The 19,881-nt window shown below is 66.5% G+C and carries 18 protein-coding genes, 1 pseudogene and 1 other annotated feature; of the genes and pseudogenes, 9 read left to right on the top strand and 10 right to left on the bottom strand.

Going from position 1 to position 19,881, the window contains the following annotated elements:
- Positions 1-182 precede the first annotated feature (182 nt).
- Both ACX9MN_RS08720 and ACX9MN_RS08715 read left to right on the top strand, forming a co-directional pair.
- The gene (locus ACX9MN_RS08720) at positions 183-1,043 is read left to right on the top strand and encodes a metal-dependent phosphohydrolase (protein WP_408903610.1); all 861 of its coding nucleotides are present in this window, start codon (positions 183-185) and stop codon (positions 1,041-1,043) included.
- 372 nt (positions 1,044-1,415) lie between these two features.
- A protein-coding gene (locus tag ACX9MN_RS08715; RefSeq protein WP_489724240.1) for an IS3 family transposase occupies positions 1,416-2,644 on the top strand; the annotation gives its coding sequence in 2 pieces (ribosomal slippage) (positions 1,416-1,704 and positions 1,704-2,644; 1,230 coding nt in all).
- Positions 1,697-1,813: a sequence feature (AL1L pseudoknot), on the top strand. Its footprint overlaps the gene before it by 117 nt.
- Positions 2,645-2,809: 165 nt before the next feature.
- On the opposite strand, the gene ACX9MN_RS08710 is transcribed toward ACX9MN_RS08715, so the two are convergent.
- On the bottom strand, positions 2,810-3,103 hold the full coding sequence (locus ACX9MN_RS08710) for a hypothetical protein (RefSeq protein WP_489724239.1): 294 nt from the start codon (positions 3,101-3,103) through the stop codon (positions 2,810-2,812).
- 318 nt (positions 3,104-3,421) lie between these two features.
- Between ACX9MN_RS08710 and ACX9MN_RS08705 the strand changes: the two genes are divergently transcribed.
- The gene (locus ACX9MN_RS08705; RefSeq protein ID WP_048464881.1) at positions 3,422-4,174 is read left to right on the top strand and encodes an IS6-like element ISMpo1 family transposase; all 753 of its coding nucleotides are present in this window, start codon (positions 3,422-3,424) and stop codon (positions 4,172-4,174) included.
- Here the strand turns inward: ACX9MN_RS08705 and ACX9MN_RS08700 are convergent.
- Positions 4,171-4,458, bottom strand: coding sequence for a hypothetical protein (locus ACX9MN_RS08700; RefSeq protein ID WP_489724238.1), 288 nt, complete (start codon positions 4,456-4,458; stop codon positions 4,171-4,173). The two genes, ACX9MN_RS08705 and ACX9MN_RS08700, sit on opposite strands and share 4 nt — an antisense overlap.
- Here ACX9MN_RS08700 and ACX9MN_RS08695 point away from each other — a divergent pair.
- Positions 4,455-4,862 (top strand): annotated as a pseudogene (locus ACX9MN_RS08695) (transposase); the annotation flags it as partial. The gene ACX9MN_RS08700 and the pseudogene ACX9MN_RS08695 overlap by 4 nt on opposite strands.
- Positions 4,863-4,902: 40 nt before the next feature.
- On the opposite strand, the gene ACX9MN_RS08690 reads toward ACX9MN_RS08695, so the two are convergent.
- The 7 genes from ACX9MN_RS08690 to ACX9MN_RS08660 all read right to left on the bottom strand — a co-directional run bounded on the left by ACX9MN_RS08690 (position 4,903) and on the right by ACX9MN_RS08660 (position 12,665).
- A complete protein-coding gene (locus ACX9MN_RS08690) occupies positions 4,903-5,034 on the bottom strand; it encodes a hypothetical protein (protein WP_489724237.1) in 132 nt (43 codons plus the stop codon).
- A 434-nt stretch (positions 5,035-5,468) separates the two neighbouring features.
- Positions 5,469-6,188 carry a tyrosine-type recombinase/integrase gene (locus ACX9MN_RS08685; RefSeq protein WP_489724236.1) on the bottom strand — a complete coding sequence of 240 codons (720 nt, stop codon included), beginning with the start codon at positions 6,186-6,188 and terminating at the stop codon, positions 5,469-5,471.
- Positions 6,185-7,603, bottom strand: a complete 1,419-nt coding sequence (locus tag ACX9MN_RS08680) for a tyrosine-type recombinase/integrase (RefSeq protein ID WP_489724235.1) — start codon at positions 7,601-7,603, stop codon at positions 6,185-6,187. The genes ACX9MN_RS08685 and ACX9MN_RS08680 overlap by 4 nt, the downstream gene beginning before the upstream one ends.
- A 616-nt stretch (positions 7,604-8,219) precedes the next feature.
- Positions 8,220-9,074 carry a hypothetical protein gene (locus ACX9MN_RS08675; RefSeq protein WP_489724234.1) on the bottom strand — a complete coding sequence of 285 codons (855 nt, stop codon included), beginning with the start codon at positions 9,072-9,074 and terminating at the stop codon, positions 8,220-8,222.
- A 198-nt stretch (positions 9,075-9,272) separates the two neighbouring features.
- A complete protein-coding gene (locus ACX9MN_RS08670) occupies positions 9,273-11,342 on the bottom strand; it encodes an AAA family ATPase (RefSeq protein WP_489724233.1) in 2,070 nt (689 codons plus the stop codon).
- Entirely contained in the window at positions 11,339-12,154 is an 816-nt protein-coding gene (locus ACX9MN_RS08665; protein WP_489724232.1) for a hypothetical protein, read from the bottom strand. Before ACX9MN_RS08665 ends, ACX9MN_RS08670 begins: the two co-directional genes overlap by 4 nt.
- A gap of 82 nt (positions 12,155-12,236) precedes the next feature.
- Positions 12,237-12,665: a hypothetical protein gene (locus ACX9MN_RS08660; RefSeq protein WP_489724231.1), complete on the bottom strand. Its 429-nt coding sequence runs from the start codon at positions 12,663-12,665 to the stop codon at positions 12,237-12,239.
- 253 nt (positions 12,666-12,918) lie between these two features.
- Here ACX9MN_RS08660 and ACX9MN_RS08655 point away from each other — a divergent pair, with 253 nt between their 5' ends.
- Complete coding sequence (locus tag ACX9MN_RS08655) at positions 12,919-13,221, top strand: helix-turn-helix transcriptional regulator (RefSeq protein WP_489724230.1); 303 nt, start codon at positions 12,919-12,921, stop codon at positions 13,219-13,221.
- A 402-nt stretch (positions 13,222-13,623) separates the two neighbouring features.
- Here ACX9MN_RS08655 and ACX9MN_RS08650 read toward each other — a convergent pair whose 3' ends face one another.
- Positions 13,624-14,343 carry a Crp/Fnr family transcriptional regulator gene (locus ACX9MN_RS08650; protein ID WP_489724229.1) on the bottom strand — a complete coding sequence of 240 codons (720 nt, stop codon included), beginning with the start codon at positions 14,341-14,343 and terminating at the stop codon, positions 13,624-13,626.
- 201 nt (positions 14,344-14,544) lie between these two features.
- On the opposite strand from ACX9MN_RS08650, the gene ACX9MN_RS08645 reads away from it, so the two are divergent.
- Genes ACX9MN_RS08645 through fabI form a run of 4 tightly spaced genes read left to right on the top strand, consistent with a single transcriptional unit; the run spans position 14,545 to position 19,797 of the window.
- Positions 14,545-16,374: a PHA/PHB synthase family protein gene (locus ACX9MN_RS08645; RefSeq protein ID WP_489724228.1), complete on the top strand. Its 1,830-nt coding sequence runs from the start codon at positions 14,545-14,547 to the stop codon at positions 16,372-16,374.
- Between the two features lie 5 nt (positions 16,375-16,379).
- A complete protein-coding gene (locus ACX9MN_RS08640) occupies positions 16,380-17,825 on the top strand; it encodes a bifunctional enoyl-CoA hydratase/phosphate acetyltransferase (protein ID WP_489724227.1) in 1,446 nt (481 codons plus the stop codon).
- Positions 17,822-19,027: an acetate/propionate family kinase gene (locus tag ACX9MN_RS08635; protein WP_489724226.1), complete on the top strand. Its 1,206-nt coding sequence runs from the start codon at positions 17,822-17,824 to the stop codon at positions 19,025-19,027. The genes ACX9MN_RS08640 and ACX9MN_RS08635 overlap by 4 nt, the downstream gene beginning before the upstream one ends.
- A complete protein-coding gene (gene fabI / locus ACX9MN_RS08630; RefSeq protein ID WP_489724225.1) occupies positions 19,024-19,797 on the top strand; it encodes an enoyl-ACP reductase FabI in 774 nt (257 codons plus the stop codon). Before ACX9MN_RS08635 ends, fabI begins: the two co-directional genes overlap by 4 nt.
- Positions 19,798-19,881 lie beyond the last annotated feature (84 nt).

Below are 19,881 nucleotides of genomic sequence, written 5' to 3'. Positions count from 1 at the left end.
ATCAGTTCGGTCCAAAGCCAGTCGGTCAGACCCCGAAATGAACGGTGGAAATACGGACCGCCGCCTTAGTGAGCAGCGGACCCGAAAATCTTTCGAAAAACCCTAACCGACCGACGGCCGTGTCTCGTAAGATCAAGCAGCGGGTGCAAAAACTGCAAGCTTATGCGACTGGAGCGCCCAACATGATTACCACCGCTCATCTTGCTTCACGAGCACTCGGCGACCACCTAGCGACCGAACTCCAGAGCACGTTCGGCTCCAGCCAAGCACCCTTGGCCGAGAGGGTCGGCGCCGCTGCGCGCCTTGCCCTTGAGTGCTTAGGGAACTCTGACGCGCTCTACCACGACCTAGAGCACACCCTGCTCGTTACGCAGGTCGGCCTCGACATCTTGCGCGGCAAAACTCTGCTAGAGTTCACTTCGCCCGAAGATTGGGCACATTTGCTGGCCGCCTGTCTCTTTCATGACATCGGATACGTTCGAGGCGTTCTGAAAGGCGATTGCCCTGTGAAGGGATATATCATCGACGATGCGGGCCACCGCATCGTGCTGCCGCGCGGCGCCTCGGACGCGGCGCTGACCGCCTACCACGTCGACCGGTCCAAGTTGTTTGTCGCCGCGCGATTTGGCCAATCGGAAATCCTGGACGCGAACCGCGTCATGCGTGCCATCGAGCAAACCCGCTTTCCCGCCAAGCCCAGCAATTCCGACAGCCGTTCGGACGATGAGGCCTGCCTGGTCCGGGCGGCGGATCTGATCGGGCAGATGGGCGACCTCCTCTACCTCCGTAAAGTCAATGCGCTATTCCACGAGTTCGAGGAGGCCGGGACGAATGCCACCCTGGGCTACACATCGCCTGCCGATCTGGTCGAACGCTACCCCGAGTTCTTTTGGCAGAGCGTATCCTCGCATCTGGGGAGTGCGCTAAAGTACTTGGAGGTGACGGTGAGCGGCCGTCAGTGGATCGCCGGCCTCCAGGCCAATGTATTTCGGGCGGAACGCTCGACCACCTTCGGGCAATCCCAGGGGCTTGAGAACTGGTAAGAGCGGTTTGTGCCGCTGGTCGTCGGCTTCGCAGAGCCGGAGCCGCATTCCGCTTGGAGACATTGCATGATCGGAAGCGGATAGGCCGCTTACGGCCAAGCCTCGCCATTCGCGCAACGTTCGCTTTCACGCTCGGCAGTCCGTGTCAAAACGCTGGGAATGGGCTTTGCGCTCGGGTGCCCCCCAATCTTGCGAGAATGGGCGTTCCATCGCTTGGAGCGACCTTTTGTGGTCGAGCGACAATCCGTTTGAGTTGAAGGCGCTGCTGGACGGCTTTTCAGCCCCTCAGTGAGCGATCCAAGGCCCTTGCTCAGGCGTGGATTGAACCGCCCCGGGATTTTCGGAGGCTCCAACTCTTGAGAGACTGGAGCCATGACGAAGCATACCCCACCCTTTTCCCCTGAGGTTCGCGAGCGGGCAGTCCGGCTGGCCCGGGAGCATGAGAGCGAGCACGGTTCGCAATGGGCCGCGATCCAGTCGATCGCGGCCAAGATCGGTTGCTCTGGCGAGACGCTGCGCAAGTGGGTTCGCCAAGCCGAGCGCGATCGAGGCGTGCGGGCCGGACCGACCACGGACGAGCGCGAGCGGATCAAGACCCTGGAGCGGGAGGTCCGCGAGCTCCGGCAGGCCAACGAGATCCTCAGGAAGGCGTCGGCGTATTTTGCCCAGGCGGAGCTCGACCGCCGGTTCCGGTCATGATCGCCTTCATCGACGAGCACCGCGCCACCTACGGGGTCGAGCCGATCTGCAGGGTGCTGCCGATCGCCCCGTCGACGTATCACGCCCATGCCGCGCGGCGGGCCGATCCTGCAAGGCTGCCGGCCCGGGCTCGCTCGGACGCAGCGCTGATGGCCGAGATCCGGCGCGTGTACGAGGCGAACTTCCGGGTCTACGGCGTGCGCAAGGTCTGGCGGCAGCTCGCCCGCGAAGGGATCGTGGTGGCGCGCTGTACGGTGGCCCGGCTGATGCGGACGATGGGCTTGGCTGGCGTCGTCCGAGGGCGGAAGGTCCGCACCACCGTCCCAGATCCGACGGCAGCTTGCCCCCTCGACCGGGTCAATCGGCAGTTCTGGGCCGAATGCCCCAACAAGCTGTGGGTGGCGGATTTCACCTACGTCGCCACCTGGGCCGGCTTCGTCTACGCGGCCTTTGTGATCGACGTCTTCGCCCGCCGGATCGTGGGCTGGCGTGTCTCACGCTCGGCTCGGGCGGACTTCGTGCTCGATGCTCTGGAGCAGGCCCTGCACGAGCGCCGCCCCTTCGCCGGCAGCGGCCTCGTCTGTCACTCGGATCGCGGATCGCAATATGTGAGCCTCCGCTACACCGAGCGCCTCGCCGAGGCAGGCGTCGAGCCGTCCGTCGGCAGTGTTGGCGACTCGTACGATAACGCTCTCGCCGAGACGGTGATCGGCCTGTTCAAGGCGGAGGTCATCCATCGACGCGGGCCGTGGCGCTCGTTCGAGGCGGTCGAGTACGCCACGCTCGAATGGGTGGATTGGTTTAATCACCGTCGGCTGCTTGAGCCGATCGGCCACATCCCTCCCGCCGAGGCGGAGGCGCGCTATTATGCTCAGGCCGAGGTCCAAGCCTTGGCCGCCTGACCCAAACCAAACGGCCTCCGGGAAACCCGGAGCGGTTCAGTTAGGGACGGCGCTAAAATTCGGTCCGAGCGAGCATCAGGCGTCGCATATGATCTGGGGAACGCAGCTCGACGAGAACGGAAAATACGTTACCGTGGGCCTACAGTAGATCCCCAGTTGCTGTCGTCACGCGCTATGGATGCCCTGGGGCAGTTGCTGGATGAGGAGGAGTCGGCGGTACCGGCGGTGTTGAACTAATGCTTGGTGCTGCTGGACCAACTGGCCGGTGCCGCCACTCGTTTGTGCGTCAGGCGCGGTCGATGCCGCAGCAACGCCACCGGGGTTCAGGCTCGCCTCCCGGGCAGGTGTCCGCGTCGAGTCGGGCGCTGTGCCGGTCTCCGGCGCCGATGCTTCCCACTGGGCAAGCGCAACGCCAAACAGGATCAGGATGAGACCGAGCGGGAACAGCCAGCGAACCATGGGCCGGTAACCCGAGCATGGGGCTTTGGTTCCAGCGGAAGGCCGGGCTGAACCCTCAGCAACTCGAACTCAATTCACGTGACCTGCGCGATCTTGGTCGACGCGCACAACGATGACCCGCTCGACTGCAGCCAGCGCTGCGAGACGCTCTCGGCGCTGGGCACGACGCGGAACGTCGTCCCGCTTAAACCGACGTACCTCTCGGGGAACGTCTCAATGCTCCTGGAGGTCTATTGCCGGGCCTGTCGCAAACCCGCAGCGTTTACCCCGCGTTGACCATGCAGCCCGCATGGTGCCTCCAGTCCCGGAGGCCACCCCATGATCCTGTCCGCCATCGCCGCGAAGCTGAAGCAGCGTGCCAAGGCTGACTTCAAGGGCCGGCACTATGAGGCTGCCCTGATCGTCCAGGCCGTCTCCTGGTACCTGCGCTACCCGCTGAGCTACCGCGACATCGAGGAGCTGTTCCTGGAACGCGGCATGGATGTGGACCACTCCACCCTGAACCGCTGGGTCTTGGCCTACGCGCCGCTGATCGAAAAGCGGTTGCGGCAGTTCCGCAAACCGCACTGCGGCTCGGTACGCATCGACGAAACGTACATCAAGGTGCGGGGGGAGTGGCGCTATCTCTACCGGGCCATCGACAAGCACGGCAATCCAGTCGATTTCCTGCTCACCGCCAATCGGGATCTCGATGCCGCCAAGCGCTTCTTCCGCAAGATGCTGCAGGATCAGCCGTTGCTCGCCCCGGATCGCATCGGCACGGATGGCGCCGGCACCTATCCACCCGCCATCTTGGCTGCGAGGAACGACGGCCTTCTACCCCGCGCGCCGCTCCACTATGTGACCAAGCACCTGCAGCAGGGCATTGAGAGCGACCACTTTCGGGTCAAGAAGAACATGCCCCGGATCGGCGGCTTCCAGTCCTTCCGCACTGCCCGGCGCACGATCCAGGGGTTCGAGGCCATGCTGTGGCTGCGCAAGGGCTTCGGCTTTGCCGGCGCATGGACCATCCGCGAGCAGAACCGACTGCTCGGGGTCTGCTTCGGCCTTCAGGCGGTTAACAGAGCCTAAAAACGAGACAGATCTAGCCTCTGCTGCGGCCTACGGCACGGCTTGCGACAGGCCCCGTTCACCTCGTGCAGCGAGAGGTACTGGGCGACGTCCTCGATCTCGGACCGGTCGCTGTGGTCGGCCACCTGCAGCACTTGGACAGTCTCCGCATGCCTGAGCAGCGGCAGGGCATCCGACACGGCCCTGCGCGTCCGGGGCGTGTTCTTCCAGCCGACGAGGATGTGTCTCGCCTCCAGATGCGCGACGCCCGGCGGGACCACCAGGACAGGACGGCCCAGGCCCATCAGCGTCCTGGCATCCGCTGCGCGAGCTGAAGGACCTCGACACCGACGCTGCAGCGGCGGTCGCGCGCGTGCTGCAGGAGGAGGAAGCGGCCCGGGTCGTCGACCTGGCTCGCCGATTCTGCCGGATCGTGGGCGGTTGCTGCGGCGGCGCGGAGGCCGAGCCCGGTACCATCGCCGCCTTCGATGCGTGGCTGGGCGACGCCCGCACGTGCGGTGAGCGCGTGGTCGAGGGCTTCGCCACCAGCCTCCGGCAGGATCGGGCCGCGGTCCGCGCCGGCCTACGGTTGCCCTGGAGCAGCGGGCAGGCCGAGGGGCAGGTCAATCGCCTCAAGCTGTTGAAGCGCTCCATGTACGGCCGCGCCAAGCTCGATCTAATGCGCCGTCGTCTCCTCCTCGCGGCCTGAACCAACAAACCTGGCGATGAACCACCTCAGTGGGGGCGGATCAAAGCACGATGCCGACGAGGTGCGGCACGGGCGCGAACCATAGCCTCCATTCCAGGAAGAGCGGCGCGTCCAGCAGATCGGCATTGCCGGGATGGCCGCCGCGGGCGATCCGATCGAGATCGTCCGCCAAGCGGCGATGTTTGGCGGCGATGCGGGCGAGGTCTGAAAAGGGCCCGGAGCCCTTGTGTAGGACGGACTTGGGCGTGGACCTTTGATCCGACGCGCCGGTCGGATGAAGGCAACGAATCCGGAGTCGTTGGTCCGGAGACGCCCACCGCCTCTGGACGACTCGACTCCGCGTCGGCCGTCGCCGGCCGTAGTCGGGACGGATCGCGCGGCGTCGGGAGCGCCGCCATCCCGCACGCGCCCTCCCCTCCGGTCCGGCCAGTTCCCCCCTGTCCCGCCCCGGACAGGCGCCCGCAAGGCTCCGGCCCGGGACAGGTCGGGTTCGGTCGCAGGCCTGCCTTGCCGGTCGCGGCACGGATCTTCGACGCGGCGTCGGCACCGTCGTCGGGCGTCGACGCCTTCGGGCGACGAACCCGCGTCTCATCCGCAGGAATCGGCTCAGGATCCGACGTCGCCGTCGAACTCGCCCGGAAGCTCCAGCCCCCCTCCTTCGCCAGCCGGCCGCGATGCCGATGAGCGCGCGGCTTCGTCGTAGCGCGCGCCGAATACATGATGCCGGTTGAGCAGAGGCATGACGAACTGCGGCGAACGAAGGCGCAGGTCGGCCTCCTTGCTCGAACGCCGCGCGCGACCGCCCCGCGCCGTCAGGTAGGCGATCAGATCTTCGCCCGCTCGTGCCCGCATGAGAGCCGCGGCGAAGGTCAGCCGCGCCGACCGGATCTGAGCCGCGTTGCCGAGGGATCTTTCTCGCGCGAACTGCGCGACCGCGGTCCTGAGATCGGCGACGCCGACGGGTCTCGCCGCCGACCACAGGAACAGGCCGCCTTCGTTCGGATATCGCCGGCGGTCGCGCATGTATGCTTCGACGGCTTTCCGGACGGGCTTGAGAAGAGGAACCGTTCTGGCGGCGTCCCGACCGTGGATCGAGCGGCGCGCTCCGATGACGACTGTCGCGATTCCGGCGTCGTGCCCGAGGTCGCCGGCCTCGATAGCGGCTATTTCGTCGGGTCCCGCTCCGGTTCCTATCGCGACGGCCAACGCCGCGGCGAGACAGCGTTGGGTCGGAGGCGCGATACCCGGCCGCGCATGTACGGCAGGATCGATGAGGGCCAAGGCAGCGGTCCGATCGAACGGCAGCGCGGCGAAGGAAGTCGTCATGGCTTGCGTCGCCGCCTCAGCCGCTGAGCCGTGCGCCAGTCGCGGATCCACCTCTCGCCACGTCCGGTCGTCTTCGCGGATGCGCCCCGCTCCGCGGTCGCCGCGGAATCGACGCTTTTCGACACCGAGATCCTGCGGTTTCGGCGCGAGGACACGTCCCTTCTGCGGTTGGCGAAAGCATCCAGGACCATGTCATGCGAGTGAAGCGTGTGCGATCCGTAGACTTTCTGCAACGTCTCGACGGTCATCGCGAGATAATCCGCGGCGATCCAGATCGGGACGCCCTCGTTTTTCATCCAGTGCGCACATGTATGCCGGAGGGTGTGAGGAGTGATACGCCCCGGATCCAAACCAGCATCTTTGACTATCTGCCTGAACGTGACCCCGATATAGACATTGTAGCCTGTTCCATTCTGCTGATGCACGACGTTCAGCAAATCGCGTTCGTCGTCGTTTTTGAACCAGCGTCTCAGATGGCCGCGAAGATTCGCCGGGAGCTTGCAGGGCGTGCGGCTCTTCGAAGAGTCGATCTCGCGGTCACCTTTCCGGAACAGCGTCGTCAGATCCTTGGAAACGTACCCGGCCCAGTCGTTCTTCTCCCAACGCAGCCGAAGAACCGAGTCGTGCCGCGTTCCGGTCCAGGATGCCAACAGAATGAAGCGAGCGATCCCGGCACGCCGCCGCCGTGCGTAGGGATTCGTGATGATCAGTTGGCCCCGGGTGTCGCGGAGCCAATCGTCGGTCTCATGATTCCATCGACGCCCCCGGCAGGCCAGAAGGAGCCGAGCGACCTCGTCGTACGTCAGCCATTCCTCCCTGGGCGGCGCTTTCGGAGGAATCTCCGCCTGCCTGATCGCCGAAAGGTCGTGCTCGCGAGCGAAGAGCTTGATCGCCGAATTGAGGATCTCCAGCTCCCTCCTGGCCGACTGCGTGCCGGTCTTGCGGATCTTGGTTGAATCCGTCTCTTTCGTCTGGTTCCTCCAGCGTACCCCGGTTCTGTGATTCCGGTATTCGGCGCTGGATTGTACCGTGACCTCCGACAGGTTTCTGCCGCTCCAGAATTTCCGAAGTTCCGCGATGCCGAACAGAAGGTTCCTGCGATTGCGGATTTCCGCGTCGGTGGAACCGGCCTTCTCGGGGTTGGACGCTTCCATGTGGTCCAGGATGGCGTCGAGCGGAATCTCGTCCAAAGTCAGCGCACGTACCGGCTTGGGCCGGGTCTTGGCTTTGTCGACCTTGTACTCGGCAAGCAGGAGGTCGGCCTTCGTTCCTTCCGGATCGGCGGGATCCCAGAACAGGCCGAGGCTGAGTTGAGCCTTGCCGTCTATGATGTACCACATCCATGTCGAGGGATCCTGCTCGTCGCGCTTGCGCAACCACAGTCTCGCGCCCGCCTGCTTCTTCCTTCCAGCCATGTCAGGGTCAGCTCCTGCGATGGACCGACGATTCAGTCGCAGTCGTGCCGAAGCTGTTAACAGCACGATCTTCCGTCTAGGACGTCGGCGACGTTGGTTGACGAAATACAATTCGGTTCGTTAGAAGCCGAACCGCTCGGCTCGTTGGGATCAACGAGATCTTTTCAGAAATTTCGGCTTTCTACCCCTGCGGCCGACGGGCGGCTCGTCTTCCGGTACCTTCAACTGTTTCGGGAGATCGACTCCCGAGCAGCCGGCCATCGTCCCGGAAGGTTTCGTGCTCCGACCAAGCTGCGGCTTGAGCAGCGCGCGGACGGCCGAAGGACTCGTGTAGAGGCGCCCCGCGATCGACGCCGACGCGAGCTGGCCTAGGCGGATCGCGGAACGCAACGATTTCACGGTCAGAGGTCCGTGCGGGAAAAACAGGGAGCACGCCTCCTCGAGGGACAGCAACTCGTCGTCGGCCCATTGACCGACGCGAGGCCGCTCGCGGAGGCGGCGCAACGGATCCGCACGGGCGTTCCTGCCGCGCCGACCCGGCTGCAGCTCTCCGCGGGTCTGGCACGCGCCGACTGCTCGTCCGCGTTCGGGAGCGAACGCGTCCGGTCCGGGACGTTCAGACTTCATCGATCGGCATCCAGGTCAGACGCGCCGACGCCGAAGCTCCGCCGGTGACGAATGCGGTGGCTTCACGTGCCGTCCGGAAGGTCACGAAGGCGGCCACCGTCAGATATCGATCGTCCCCGCTAGGCACGAGGACGCCGGATCCGATCAGCTCGGCCCTCTTCTCCCGCAGCCAGTGCGTGTTCGTGGAGACGTCCGCCACGACGCGTGAACCGGGCAGAAGCACCGTTTCGCCGCCGCGCATCGTCGCCGTCGCGAGCGCACCCCGCCAGCGCATCGTATGGGTGGTCCGGACAAGTCCGAGGGGATCGAGGCCCCGCGGGGACTTCACCGACCGAGCGCCGATCGGCACCCTCACCGGTTCGACCGCCGCGACGAGGCCCGGCATCACCATGTCGAGGAGCGGGCGAAGATCCTCGGTCACCTGCGCCGCCGTGGCGATGTCGTGTTCCGTGGCCGTGAACCTCTCCGCATCCTGCCGGTTCGCGACCGCCGCGAAGCCGTGGTTGGCGATTTCGTCGACGAAGGCGCGCTGGAGGATCAGGCGCACGGTGTCGTTCATGACGCGCGGGCCGGTCGCGACGCACGCGTCCCAGACGAAATCCAGCGTAGGATCCACGGCATGGGCTGCCAGCCGTTCCTGAAGCATCCCCGATTCGCCGACCACCGCTCGGAGCTTCGACGTTCCCGGTGCCGACATCCCAACCAGGATGTACAGGCCGGGACCGAGCATGGCCGGGAGATCAAGCAGCCGATCGATGGACCAGATCGGGCACGCGTGAAGCGCGACGCCGGAAGACACGAATTCGAGCGAGACGTAGCCCTCGTCCCGGGTGCCCTCCATCATGCCTCGGAATGGACGTGGACGGTTCTCGGGCATCGCATGCCTCATGGATTCGGATGGCGGAGACCGCGGCCGGTCCCTTTCGAGTCTCGCGCGAGGTCGTTCGTCGCGCCCGAAGCTCGAACCGAAGCCCGGAAACGGCGTCCGAAGGCATCGGCCGTGGGGACGATCACCGGGCCGACGCCGGCGATCGTGGGAACATCAACGAAGCAGTGCCTCGACTTCGACTGCCGGGAGCGACCTTCGCGCCTCGAGAAGCCTGGCCAGACGCTCGAGCCTCCCGCGCTGCATCTTCAGCAGAGCCAGGGCGGCCCTCGAAGCCGATTGCAGCGCCTGCTCGACGAGAAGCCCCGACGCCGCGTCCGTCGACCGGCCGCCGTCCGCGGACAGCCGTCGGCCCAAGCCCCAGCGCACGTGCATGTCGTGCGCGAGCCTCGTGGCGTGGAGGAGATCCGCCTCCGCTCCGGTGGACGGGCTGCCGAACACCAGGATCTCGGCGGCGCGCCCTGCCATGAGGACGACGAGCATGTCCCGGATTACGCGTCGGGTCACGACTATGGGCGTGGGAAATACCATGTATCCGTTGCCCGCGTGGCCGGGCGAACGCAGGACGAGATCGCCGACCGACAGGCCCAGCGTCCGCGCAGCTACGGCGTGCCCGCATTCGTGGATCGCCGCCCATCTCTCCTGTTCGACGCATGCGGCCCCGGCAGCCCCTGCGATCTCCTGCAGGAGATCGTCCTCGACGACGGCGCGTCCGGCCCTGCGCGCGCGGCCTCTGGCCCGTCTCACCCACGCGGCGCAGTCGGCGCCGGTGCCGCCCAGAGCCCTACGGGCCGCGTCCTGCAGATCGGAGGCGGCCAGATCGGATCCGAGATGGTGGCGCAGTATGGAGGGCAGCTCCTCGAGCGAGGGCCGGGCGATCGCGATGACGCGATCGAACCGCCCCGCCCTCAGGATCGCGGGATCGATTGCGGCAGGGTCATTGGTCGCGCCGATCATCAGCACGCCGGCTCGACCGTCACCGCCGTCGAGGCATTCCAGGAAGCCGTTGACGACCTGAACGCCATAGCTGTGGTTGTGGTCCGTGAGCCTGCGGCGATCCCCGAAGGAGTCGAGCTCGTCGACGAGTGCGACGCATGGGGCGATCTCGCGCGCCTTGCGGAAGAAGGCGAGCATCGCCTTCAGCGTGGTCCCCAGATGGGCTTCGCCGTCGGCCTGCCACTGCGCCAGCGAACCGGCAAGGAAAGGTGCATCCGCCTCTCTCGCCAGGGCCGAGGCGAACATCGTCTTTCCGACCCCCGGCGGACCGCTTAACAGCACGCCGGGTTCGCATTCCGACCACGGGAGTTTGCCTCGGCCGAACGCCGCAAGGTCGGCAGCCGCCGCGATTCCCCACTCCGCGGCGGCACCGTAGCCTGTGAGGTCCGACAGTCGGGGCGCATCGTCGACCGTCGGCCTCGCCGCCCTGCGTTCGACGACCGTCCTCAGACGGTCGATGGCTCCGTCCGCCCCGCGTTCGCGATGCAGGGCGATCCGCAGATCCATCGCATCGACCTGCGCCGCGATCCAGGTCGGAACGGTCGTCGTCGGATTGGAACCGACGATCTGCCGCGTGATCAAGGTGAGATCGGCCGGATCGAGCGGACCCAGTGCGATCCGCTCCTCCCAGGAGCGTTCCACCGCGACGGGCAGATGCGGTCGTTCAGGCGCCGCGACGCAGATCAAGGGTCGGAAACCGCGGAACGCCCGCCAGAGGTCCGTCTCGCGGGGCTGGCCTCCGACCCCCGCCTTCTGCGCCCAAGCCTTGACGACGACCGCGCGAGCGGCACCGATGTGCGCACTCTCCCGGTTCTTCGGACCCGTGGAGCGGGATCCGAAGCAGCGCTCGAGAACCTCGGCCATCGGTTCGACCAAGCCGTCGCTCGGGCAGTCCACGATCAGAACGGGCGAGCCGTTGCGGACGCGGTCCAGGATCGAGGGAGTCCGGTCGAGCGCGCGACCGAAAAGGACCGCTGCAGCGATCGCGGCCGGATCCTCGGCGAGGAGGGACGAAGGCGTCCCCGAGACACCGGACTCGAAATACTCCGAATCCAGGTCGGGATCGGCATCTCTGGACCGGCTTCCCGGATCCAGCAGCCGAAGCATCGTCTCGGGACCGGTGGAGCGATGGTCCGCGAAGCGGGCGTCCATCCGCGGCGGTTCGCCTTCGGCCTTCCTCCGCGCGCCTCCTGAAATGTCGGGCGACGGGATCGAATCGTGGCCGGTCATCGCGTTCCTCCGCTCGCTCCGACGAGCCCCGGGCACGCGATCTCGATCAGGACGAGGTGACGGCGGGCTTCCCGCGCCCGCTCTTCCGCCCCGGCGGTCGCGATGCGGGAGGACGCGTTCGAGGTCCGAACCCGCATTCCGCCGCGCCGCAGCGCATCCTCGATTGCGGCGACGACCGCGGCCCTGCGACGGGTCGACCGAGGGAGGCCGCCCACGATCAGGAGCTGCCGCTCCTTGATCCGGTCGGATCCGTCGGCTGAATGCGCCGGGTCGACACGCCGAGCCCGTGGCGCGCGCACGTCGATCATAGGCGGGTCCCCCGCATCGGGGCCGGTCATCAGGTGGAGCGAGACGCTTCCGGCAGGGCACAAACCCGAGAGCAGGTCGAGATCGGAAAACCGGCTTCGAGCTACCCAGGCCCCGCTCGCCCGATCCTCGATTCTGATCGCGAAACTGCCGAACACGTCGCCGGCGAGTACGAGTCGGTGGCCGTGAGTGCGCGCCTCGTGCGCACCAGCGGCTTCCGAGTATGGGCGCCCGATCTCGAAAGCATGACGCAACGCGAGCCTCGCCGCCGTCGCCGGCGTCAGAACCCGGCTTCCGGCGAGACTCGCCAACGTGTCCACGGTCTCGTCCGCTACGCCGGTCAGATCGCGAAGTTGGACGGATATGGGCTGGCGCCCGGGTCCGGGCTGCCGAAGTCGAACTCCGGCCGCCAGCTTCCGAACCATGATCGCAACCATTTTCCGGGCCTTCGCCGGCCGCTTGATCGGCCGTCCGGTCGGAAACTCGACGACGTTCTCGTTCCGCATGGGGCACCTGTCGGGTCCGGAGAGTGTCGGCAGCGTTCGCACGCGGGGATCGAAGCCTGCTGCCCGAAGGACGACCAAAAGGTCAGTCGAGTGGACGGAGCGCTTCACGGCTTCGCGAGTCGCACCGGGATCCGGCCAAGCGGAGCAAGCCTCTCCTCGTGACGAGCACGACACGACGGCCGATCCTCCGGGCGTCGCGCTTCACCGCCATCAGCCGACGTCTCAGATCCGGCCTGCGCCAGACCCGAGTGGCGGCCGCCAGAACGATCACGGTGCCTCGGGCACTCCGGAAAGTGGCGTGCGCCAAGCCGTGGTCGGCGAGCTTTCTGTAGGACTGGATGTCTTCCAAGCCCTCGGGAAGGACGGACAGGACGTCGTCCCGCGATCTCGCGACGATCTCAAGTTCACGGGCCATTCGGATGCGCTCGCCCGTGATGCGGATGCTGCGACACAGGCTGTCGTGGATGCCGGCGACGATGGCGTCGCCAGACCCGGCGGAAGGCTTCGACATGGCACAATCTCCCGATCCGCCGAAGGAGCGGAGGAACTAGGCTGCCAAGCTTCAGGGTGCCGTCGCTTCCTTGCGCCTTTGGCGCCAGGAGAGCGCGTCGTCTTCGACAAGCATCGAAGGAATCGCCGTAGCAACGGCGTGGACCGATTTCGACGGACTTGCAGGTCGGCCAAAGATCAGGTCTTCTGGACAGACGCCTTTCGCAATTGGCGTTCCGGCTCCGTCTTCCAGCGATCCGCAGGCTGCACCAGAGATGCGTCCGCGTCAAGTATCTCCCGCGGCTAAAGTGGAAGCTTCGCAGATCCGAGGCGCCAGGGCCATGCTCGGCTGGACACAGAAGGACCTTGCCGCTCGCTCCGGCGTCGCCAAGAGGAGTATCGCCGGACTGGAGCTCGGCACCAGCATACCGAAACCCGAGACTCTCGAGCGTCTGGTTGCCACGCTTTCGGCCGCGGGGATAGAATTCCGGAACGTGGACGCCGACGGGATCGGCATAAAGCTTGTCAGAAGTTCTAATGCCGCCGACGAATCGAGGGCGCGGTCCGACGAGATGTAGAGCTTACGCTGCTCGAAATTCGAAATCTCGGCCACAACCCGGAGACGACCTCCTGGATGGTATCGACCCAGTGCCGGTGTCGCGCACGTCCGTGCCGTAGTCCGGCAGGTTTCGCCAGCCTTCCTTACCGTTGACCGGCTTCGCCGCCGGCCTGCGCAGGCCCGGACCAGCCGCGACGCCGGCTCCATCAGTCCGTCGCGGAGCGGGCAGTCGGCGTTGGCTGCTCACTGTTCTTGTGAAGAACGGCGAAGGTTACCGGAGCCCGCGGTCAGCGTGTGCTTCAACTCGTCTCGGAAGGCCTTCTCGTCGTTTGCGGACATCGAAAAACGAACTAGGAAAGCCCTGCTTGCCACCACCATGGCGATCGAGCCGGTGAATACGAGGACGGACGGAGTCCTGCCTTCACGCCTCGTTCGCGACGGCGATATCGAAGCAGGAGGCGAGCCCTCGGCTCTGCTCGCGCGGACCACGCGCCACGATCCGGCGGCACTCGGAGCGGTGACGTGCCCAACCCGACAGGGTGCGCCCGCAATGTGGCCGTCCACAACGGCAGTCGATCGGGCCCAGACTTTCTGCCCGAGAAGTCCACGCCGGAGCGACAGGCCGAAGACGCGAGGAGCAGGTTCCGAGGTAGTCGGCGATGTCGGTGCGGCTCACGGGCAAGACGAGCATGGCGGTAGCATCGTCGAAGCAGGCGGCCTCCGAGCGGCAATCCAGCAGGACCCTGGCCAACCTCCGAACCGCATCATGCTGGCCGAGGCAGAGGACGTGGAGTTGGGCCGCGCGCACCTCGTGGGCGCCTTTGACCAAAACGTGGAAGGAGAGCTCCGCATCCTGCTGCAGCACGCGCTCGAGCCTTCGCGCCGGAAGCCGGTGCGCACGCACTGCCGTGAGGATCTCGGCGGTGTCGACGCAACAGCCGTTCTCGGAAACCCCGAAAGCGTCCGCCGAGCACATGAAGGCAATAACTTCCCCGCCACCCTGCAAAGTAGCTCGGCTCATGCGAACCACTCCTTTCTCCGATAGGTAGACGAAGTCGGAAGGCTCGCCGGACCGATAGACCGGTCTTCCGGTCGCATAGTTCGCAAGAAGGCACCAAGTTGGGCACCTCGGCGCGCCCATGCTCAGTGAGCAGTGCCGCCGCTTCGACCTTTCCTGCGCCTGAAAACGTTCGGCGCGAAGGTTCGTCAGATCGGCGAGCTTCTGAGTTCGTCTTGTCGCTCTCCGCCCGCCCCCGAACGGGCGGCCGCTTGATCTTCATCAAGGCTTCGGTTCGGGCTCACGCCTACGGGACCCGCCATCAGCCACGACGGAGCGCATCAGATGGACGACGGCGGCCAGCCTTCCGAGCGGGATACCGCGCCGATCGAGATCGCAGTCCCGGATGTCCCGAGGCCAGTCGGACGAGCGCTCGATGCCGCCATCGCTGCAGGCATCGTGCCGCCCGACGCTCGGTCATTATGCGCCGAGCTGGACCGCCGCTTCCATGCAGCGGAAGGCCAGCTGACGCAGGGCATCTCGCCCGCAGCCCTGTGGCTCGCCTCGGTAGATTGGGGCGCGCATATGGCCAACGCCCCATTTCACCGGGTGGAACTCGCCGCCGACGCCGCCAAGACGGCGCTGCGCTTCTGGACGGGCCTGTTCAGTGGCGCGACCGTGCAGCCCGGTCCGGGTGACCACCGCTTCGCCGACCCGCAGTGGAAGACGGCGCCCTTCACCGCCTACGAGCAGGCCTTCCTGCTCGCGCAGGGCTGGATGGAAAGAGCCACGACCGGGCTACAGGGGGTCAGCCCGGAGAACGAGCGGATCGTGAATTTCTCCGCCCGCCAGTGGATGGACGTCTTCGCCCCGTCCAACCTGCCGTGGACGAACCCCGAGATCCAGACCGCCACACAGGCGAAGCGCGGCCGCAACCTCGCGGACGGGTTCAGCAACTATCTGCGCGATCTCGCGAAGCTCTGTGGTCGGGCGGCTGAGAGCGGTGACCACGGCCTTGCGGTCGGGCGCGACCTGGCGATCACCCCAGGCAAGATCGTGTTCCGCAACGAGCTGATCGAACTGATCCAGTACTCGCCGCAGACTGAAACGGTTCACGCCGAGCCGGTGCTGATCGTGCCGGCCTGGATCATGAAATATTATATCCTCGACTTGTCGCCGCACAACTCGCTGACCCGGTATCTGGTCCAGCAGGGCTACACGGTCTTTTGCATCTCGTGGCGCAACCCCGGCGCGGAGCTGCGCGACACGGCCTTCGATGCCTACCGGTCGCACGGCTTGATGGCGGCGCTCGACGCGGTCAACGCCATCCGGCCCGGTGCGAAGGTCCACGCCTGCGGCTACTGCCTCGGCGGCACGCTGCTCTCGGTCGGCGCGGCAGCGATGAGCCGCGACGGTGATAACCGGCTGCAGGACGTGACCCTGTTCTGCGCCCAGACCGACTTCACCGAGGCCGGCGAGCTGCAGCTCTTCACCACCGAAGACCAGGTGTCCTTCCTGGAGGACATCATGAGCGCCAAGGGCTACCTGGATGGCAAGCAGATGGCCGGCGCGTTCGAACTTCTGCGCTCGCGCGATCTGATCTGGTCGCGGGTGGTGAAGAGCTACTGGCTCGGCGAGCAGGAGCACGCCAACGACTTGATGACCTGGAACGAGGATGCCACCCGCATGCCTGCGCGCATGCACGCGGAGTACCTCCGCAAGATGTTCCTGAGGAACGAGTTGGCCGAGGGCCGCTTGCTTGCGGACGGCGCTCCGGTCTCGGTCGGCGACATCCGCATTCCCTTCTTCGTCGTGTCGACCGAGACCGACCACGTCGCGCCTTGGCACTCGGTCTACAAGATCAACCTCCTGAACGAGGGCGAGATCACCTTCGTGCTGACCACCGGCGGCCACAATGCCGGCATCGTCAGCGAGCCGGGTCACCCGCACCGGAGCTTCCATATCCGGCAACGCGCGGCCGGCGACCATTACGTCGGCCCCGAGCAATGGCTCGCCTCGGCCGAGCGGCGTGAAGGATCATGGTGGCCCGCGTGGCTGTCGTGGCTCGACGCGCGCTCCGGCCCCCGAGACCAGTCGCCGCCCGCGATGGGCGCGCCGGAAAAGGGCTACGCGCCCGTTCAAGACGCCCCTGGCACCTACATCTTGGAGCGCTGAGGCCCATGACGTCGCCCGCCACCGATGACAACTACGTTGAGAACCGCACCTTCGACGAATTGAAGGTCGGCGACAGCGCGAGCATCACACGCAGCGTCACCGCCGAAGACGTGCAGTTGTTCGCAGCCGTGTCCGGCGACGTGAACCCCGCCCACCTGGATCCCGCCTTCGCCCAAACCGACATCTTCCACCGGGTGATCGTTCACGGCATGTGGGGCGGCGCGCTGATCTCCGGCGTGCTCGGCGTCAAGCTACCGGGACCCGGCACGATCTACCTCGATCAGAGCCTTAAATTCACCCGCCCGGTGGACATCGGCGATGCCATCACGGCCACGGTCACGGTGGCGGAGAAGAAGCCGTCCCACCAGATCGTGTTGCTCGACTGCCGCTGCACCAACCAGCGTGGCGAGGAGGTCATCAGCGGCCAGGCGGTGGTCAAGGCACCGACCGAGAAGGTCCGCCGGCCGCGCGTCGCCCTTCCAGAGGTGCGCCTGACCCGCCACGACCGTTTGCGCGCTCTGCTGTCACAGGCGCAGACCGGCGAGGCGCCGACGGTGACGGCGGTCGTGCATCCCTGCGATGCCACCGCCATTCTCGCGGCGAGCGAAGCCGCCGCCGCCGGCCTGATCGCGCCCGTCCTGATCGGGCCGGAAGCCAAGATCCGCGCAGCAGCCGCTGCGGCGGGCGTCGATATCGGCACCTTCCGGCTGATCGCAACCCCCCACAGCCACGCGGCGGCAGCCCAGGGCGTGGTGCTGGCCCGCTCCGGCGAGGCCCAGCTCCTGATGAAGGGCTCCCTGCATACGGACGAATTGATGTCGGCGGTGGTGTCGACGCAAGGCGGCCTGCGCACCGAGCGGCGCGTCAGCCACGTCTACCTGATGGATGTGGCGGGCTATCCGCGTCCCCTTCTCGTTACCGATGCGGCGATCAACATCGCGCCGGACCTCGAAGCCAAACGCGACATCATCCAGAACGCGGTGGAGCTGGCTCACGCCATCGGCATCGCCACGCCACGGGTTGCGATTCTGGCAGCGGTGGAAACCGTCAATCTCAAGATGCGCTCCACTCTGGAGGCCGCGGCGCTGTGTAAGATGGCCGACCGGGGCCAGATCACCGGCGCGATCCTGGATGGTCCGCTGGCCTTCGACAACGCCGTCAACCCCGATGCGGCCAAAGAGAAGGGCATCGTCTCGCCCGTGGCTGGCCAAGCCGATATCCTGCTCGTGCCGGACTTGGAGGCCGGCAACATGCTGGCCAAGCAGTTGACCTTCCTCTCCGGTGCCGACGCGGCCGGGGTTGTCCTGGGTGCGCGCGTGCCGATCGTCCTGACCAGCCGGGCGGACTCGGCGCGCACCCGCATCGCCTCCTGCGCCCTCGCCGTTCTGGTTGCGCGCGCCAGGGTTGCCGCCGCGCCGGGTGGCCCTCAGATAGACCCGGTCGCCGCATGAACGATGCCGTCCTCAGCCTGAACGCCGGTTCGTCCAGCCTCAAGTTCGCCCTGTACGAGGTGGCCGCCGTGGGCGACCCCACGCCGGCGGTCCGGGGCGAAATCGAGGGGATCGGCACCGCTCCGCACCTCATCGCCCGCGACCTCAACGGCCGTATCATGACCGAGCGGCGCTGGCCGGACCGCGCGACCATGGCCCACGAGGCCTTCTTCGGCGACTTGTTCGACTGGATCGAGCATCACCTTGGCGGTGATGAACTGATCGGGGTCGGCCACCGGGTCGTGCACGGCGGGGCGCGGTTCGACGGCCCCGTGTTGGCGAGCGATGCGGTCATGGCCGAGCTTGCCGCACTGTCGCCGCTCGCGCCCCTGCACCAGCCGCACAACTTGGCGGCCGTGCGCGCCGCTCAGGCCGTTCGACCGCACCTGCCCCAGGTCGCGGCCTTCGACACGGCCTTCCACCGCACCCAACCGGCGGTTGCCACCCGCTTCGCCCTGCCTCGGGCCCTAGAGGATGAAGGCGTGCGGCGCTACGGCTTCCACGGTCTGTCCTACGAATATGTTGCCCGCACCCTGGCAGTCCTCGACCCGGAGATGGCCCGGGGACGGATCGTCGCCGCACATCTCGGTAATGGCGCTAGCCTCTGCGCCATGTCCGGCGGGGTGAGCCTGGACACCACCATGGGCTTCACGGCCGTGGACGGCCTCGTGATGGGCACGCGCTGTGGGGCACTCGATCCAGGCGTCCTCCTCTATCTGATCCAGAGCCACGGCTACACGGGAGAGGAGATCGAGGATCTGATCTACCGCCGCTCGGGCCTGCTCGGCGTCTCCGGCGTGTCCAGCGACATGCGCGCCCTGGTCGCGAGCCCCGATCCGCGGGCCGCCGAGGCCGTCGAGCTGTTCGTCTATCAGATCAGCCGCCAAGCGGCCGCACTTGTGGGCTCGCTCGGCGGCCTGGATGGCTTGGTCTTCACTGCGGGCATCGGCGAGCACGCCCCGGCGATACGGGCGGCAGCCTGCGCGCGGCTCTCCTGGCTCGGCGTGGAGCTTGCCGCAGAAGCCAACGCTGCGGGCGCTGCGGTGATCAGCGCACCCTCGAGCCGGGTGAAGGTCCGGGTCCTTCCCACGGATGAAGAGCGGATGATCGCTATCCACACGCTTGACGTCCTCGACAACCTCAAACTGCGGCAGATCTCATGACGCCTCTGGTCGACCTTACCGGGAAGCGCGGCTTGGTGGCCGGCATAGCCAACGAGCACAGCATCGCGGCCGGCTGTGCCCAGGCCTTCCACAACGCCGGGGCACAGCTTGCGGCCACCTACCTCAACGACAAGGCGTTGCCCTACGTGCGGGCGGTGACCGACCCCCTCGATGTGGAGCTGCTCGCGCCCTGCGACGTACGCAAGCCCGGCGAGTTGGAAGCTCTGTTCGAGCACATCCGGACGGCGTGGAGCAGCCTCGACTTCCTGTTGCACGCCATCGCCTTCGCGCCGAAGGAGGACCTGCATGGACGAGTGGCGGACTGCTCGGCGGAGGGCTTCGCCACCGCCATGGAGGTCTCCGTCCATTCGTTTATCCGCATGGCCAAATTGGCAGAGCCGCTGATGCCGAACGGCGGCTGCCTCTTGACTGTCACTTTCTACGGCTCTGAGCGAGTGGTCGAGCACTACAACCTCATGGGCCCGGTGAAGGCAGCCCTGGAGAGCGCCACCAAGTACCTCGCCGCCGAGCTCGGGCCCAAGGAGATTCGCGTCCACGCCATCTCGCCCGGTCCGATCCGCACGCGGGCGGCATCGGGCATTGACCGTTTCGACGAGCTGATGGACCGCGCTGCGGCCTCCGTCCCCGAGCATCAACTGGTGGACGTCGCCGACGTCGGCGCGCTCGCCGCCTTCCTGGTCAGCGACGCAGCCCGCCGTATCACCGGCACCATTATCCCCGTGGACAGCGGTCAGCACCTGATGGCTTGAGCCGGAGACCTGCCCGCGTCACGGTAGTTCAACGGAACTCTCGCTGATTTTGTGCCCGTTCTTTCAAAGGCGCCCCAAAAGAGA

The organism is Methylobacterium sp. 1A, assembly GCF_058072805.1.
The sequence above is the reverse complement of the archived record's forward strand: the minus strand, read 5'-3'. Positions and strand labels throughout refer to the sequence as shown.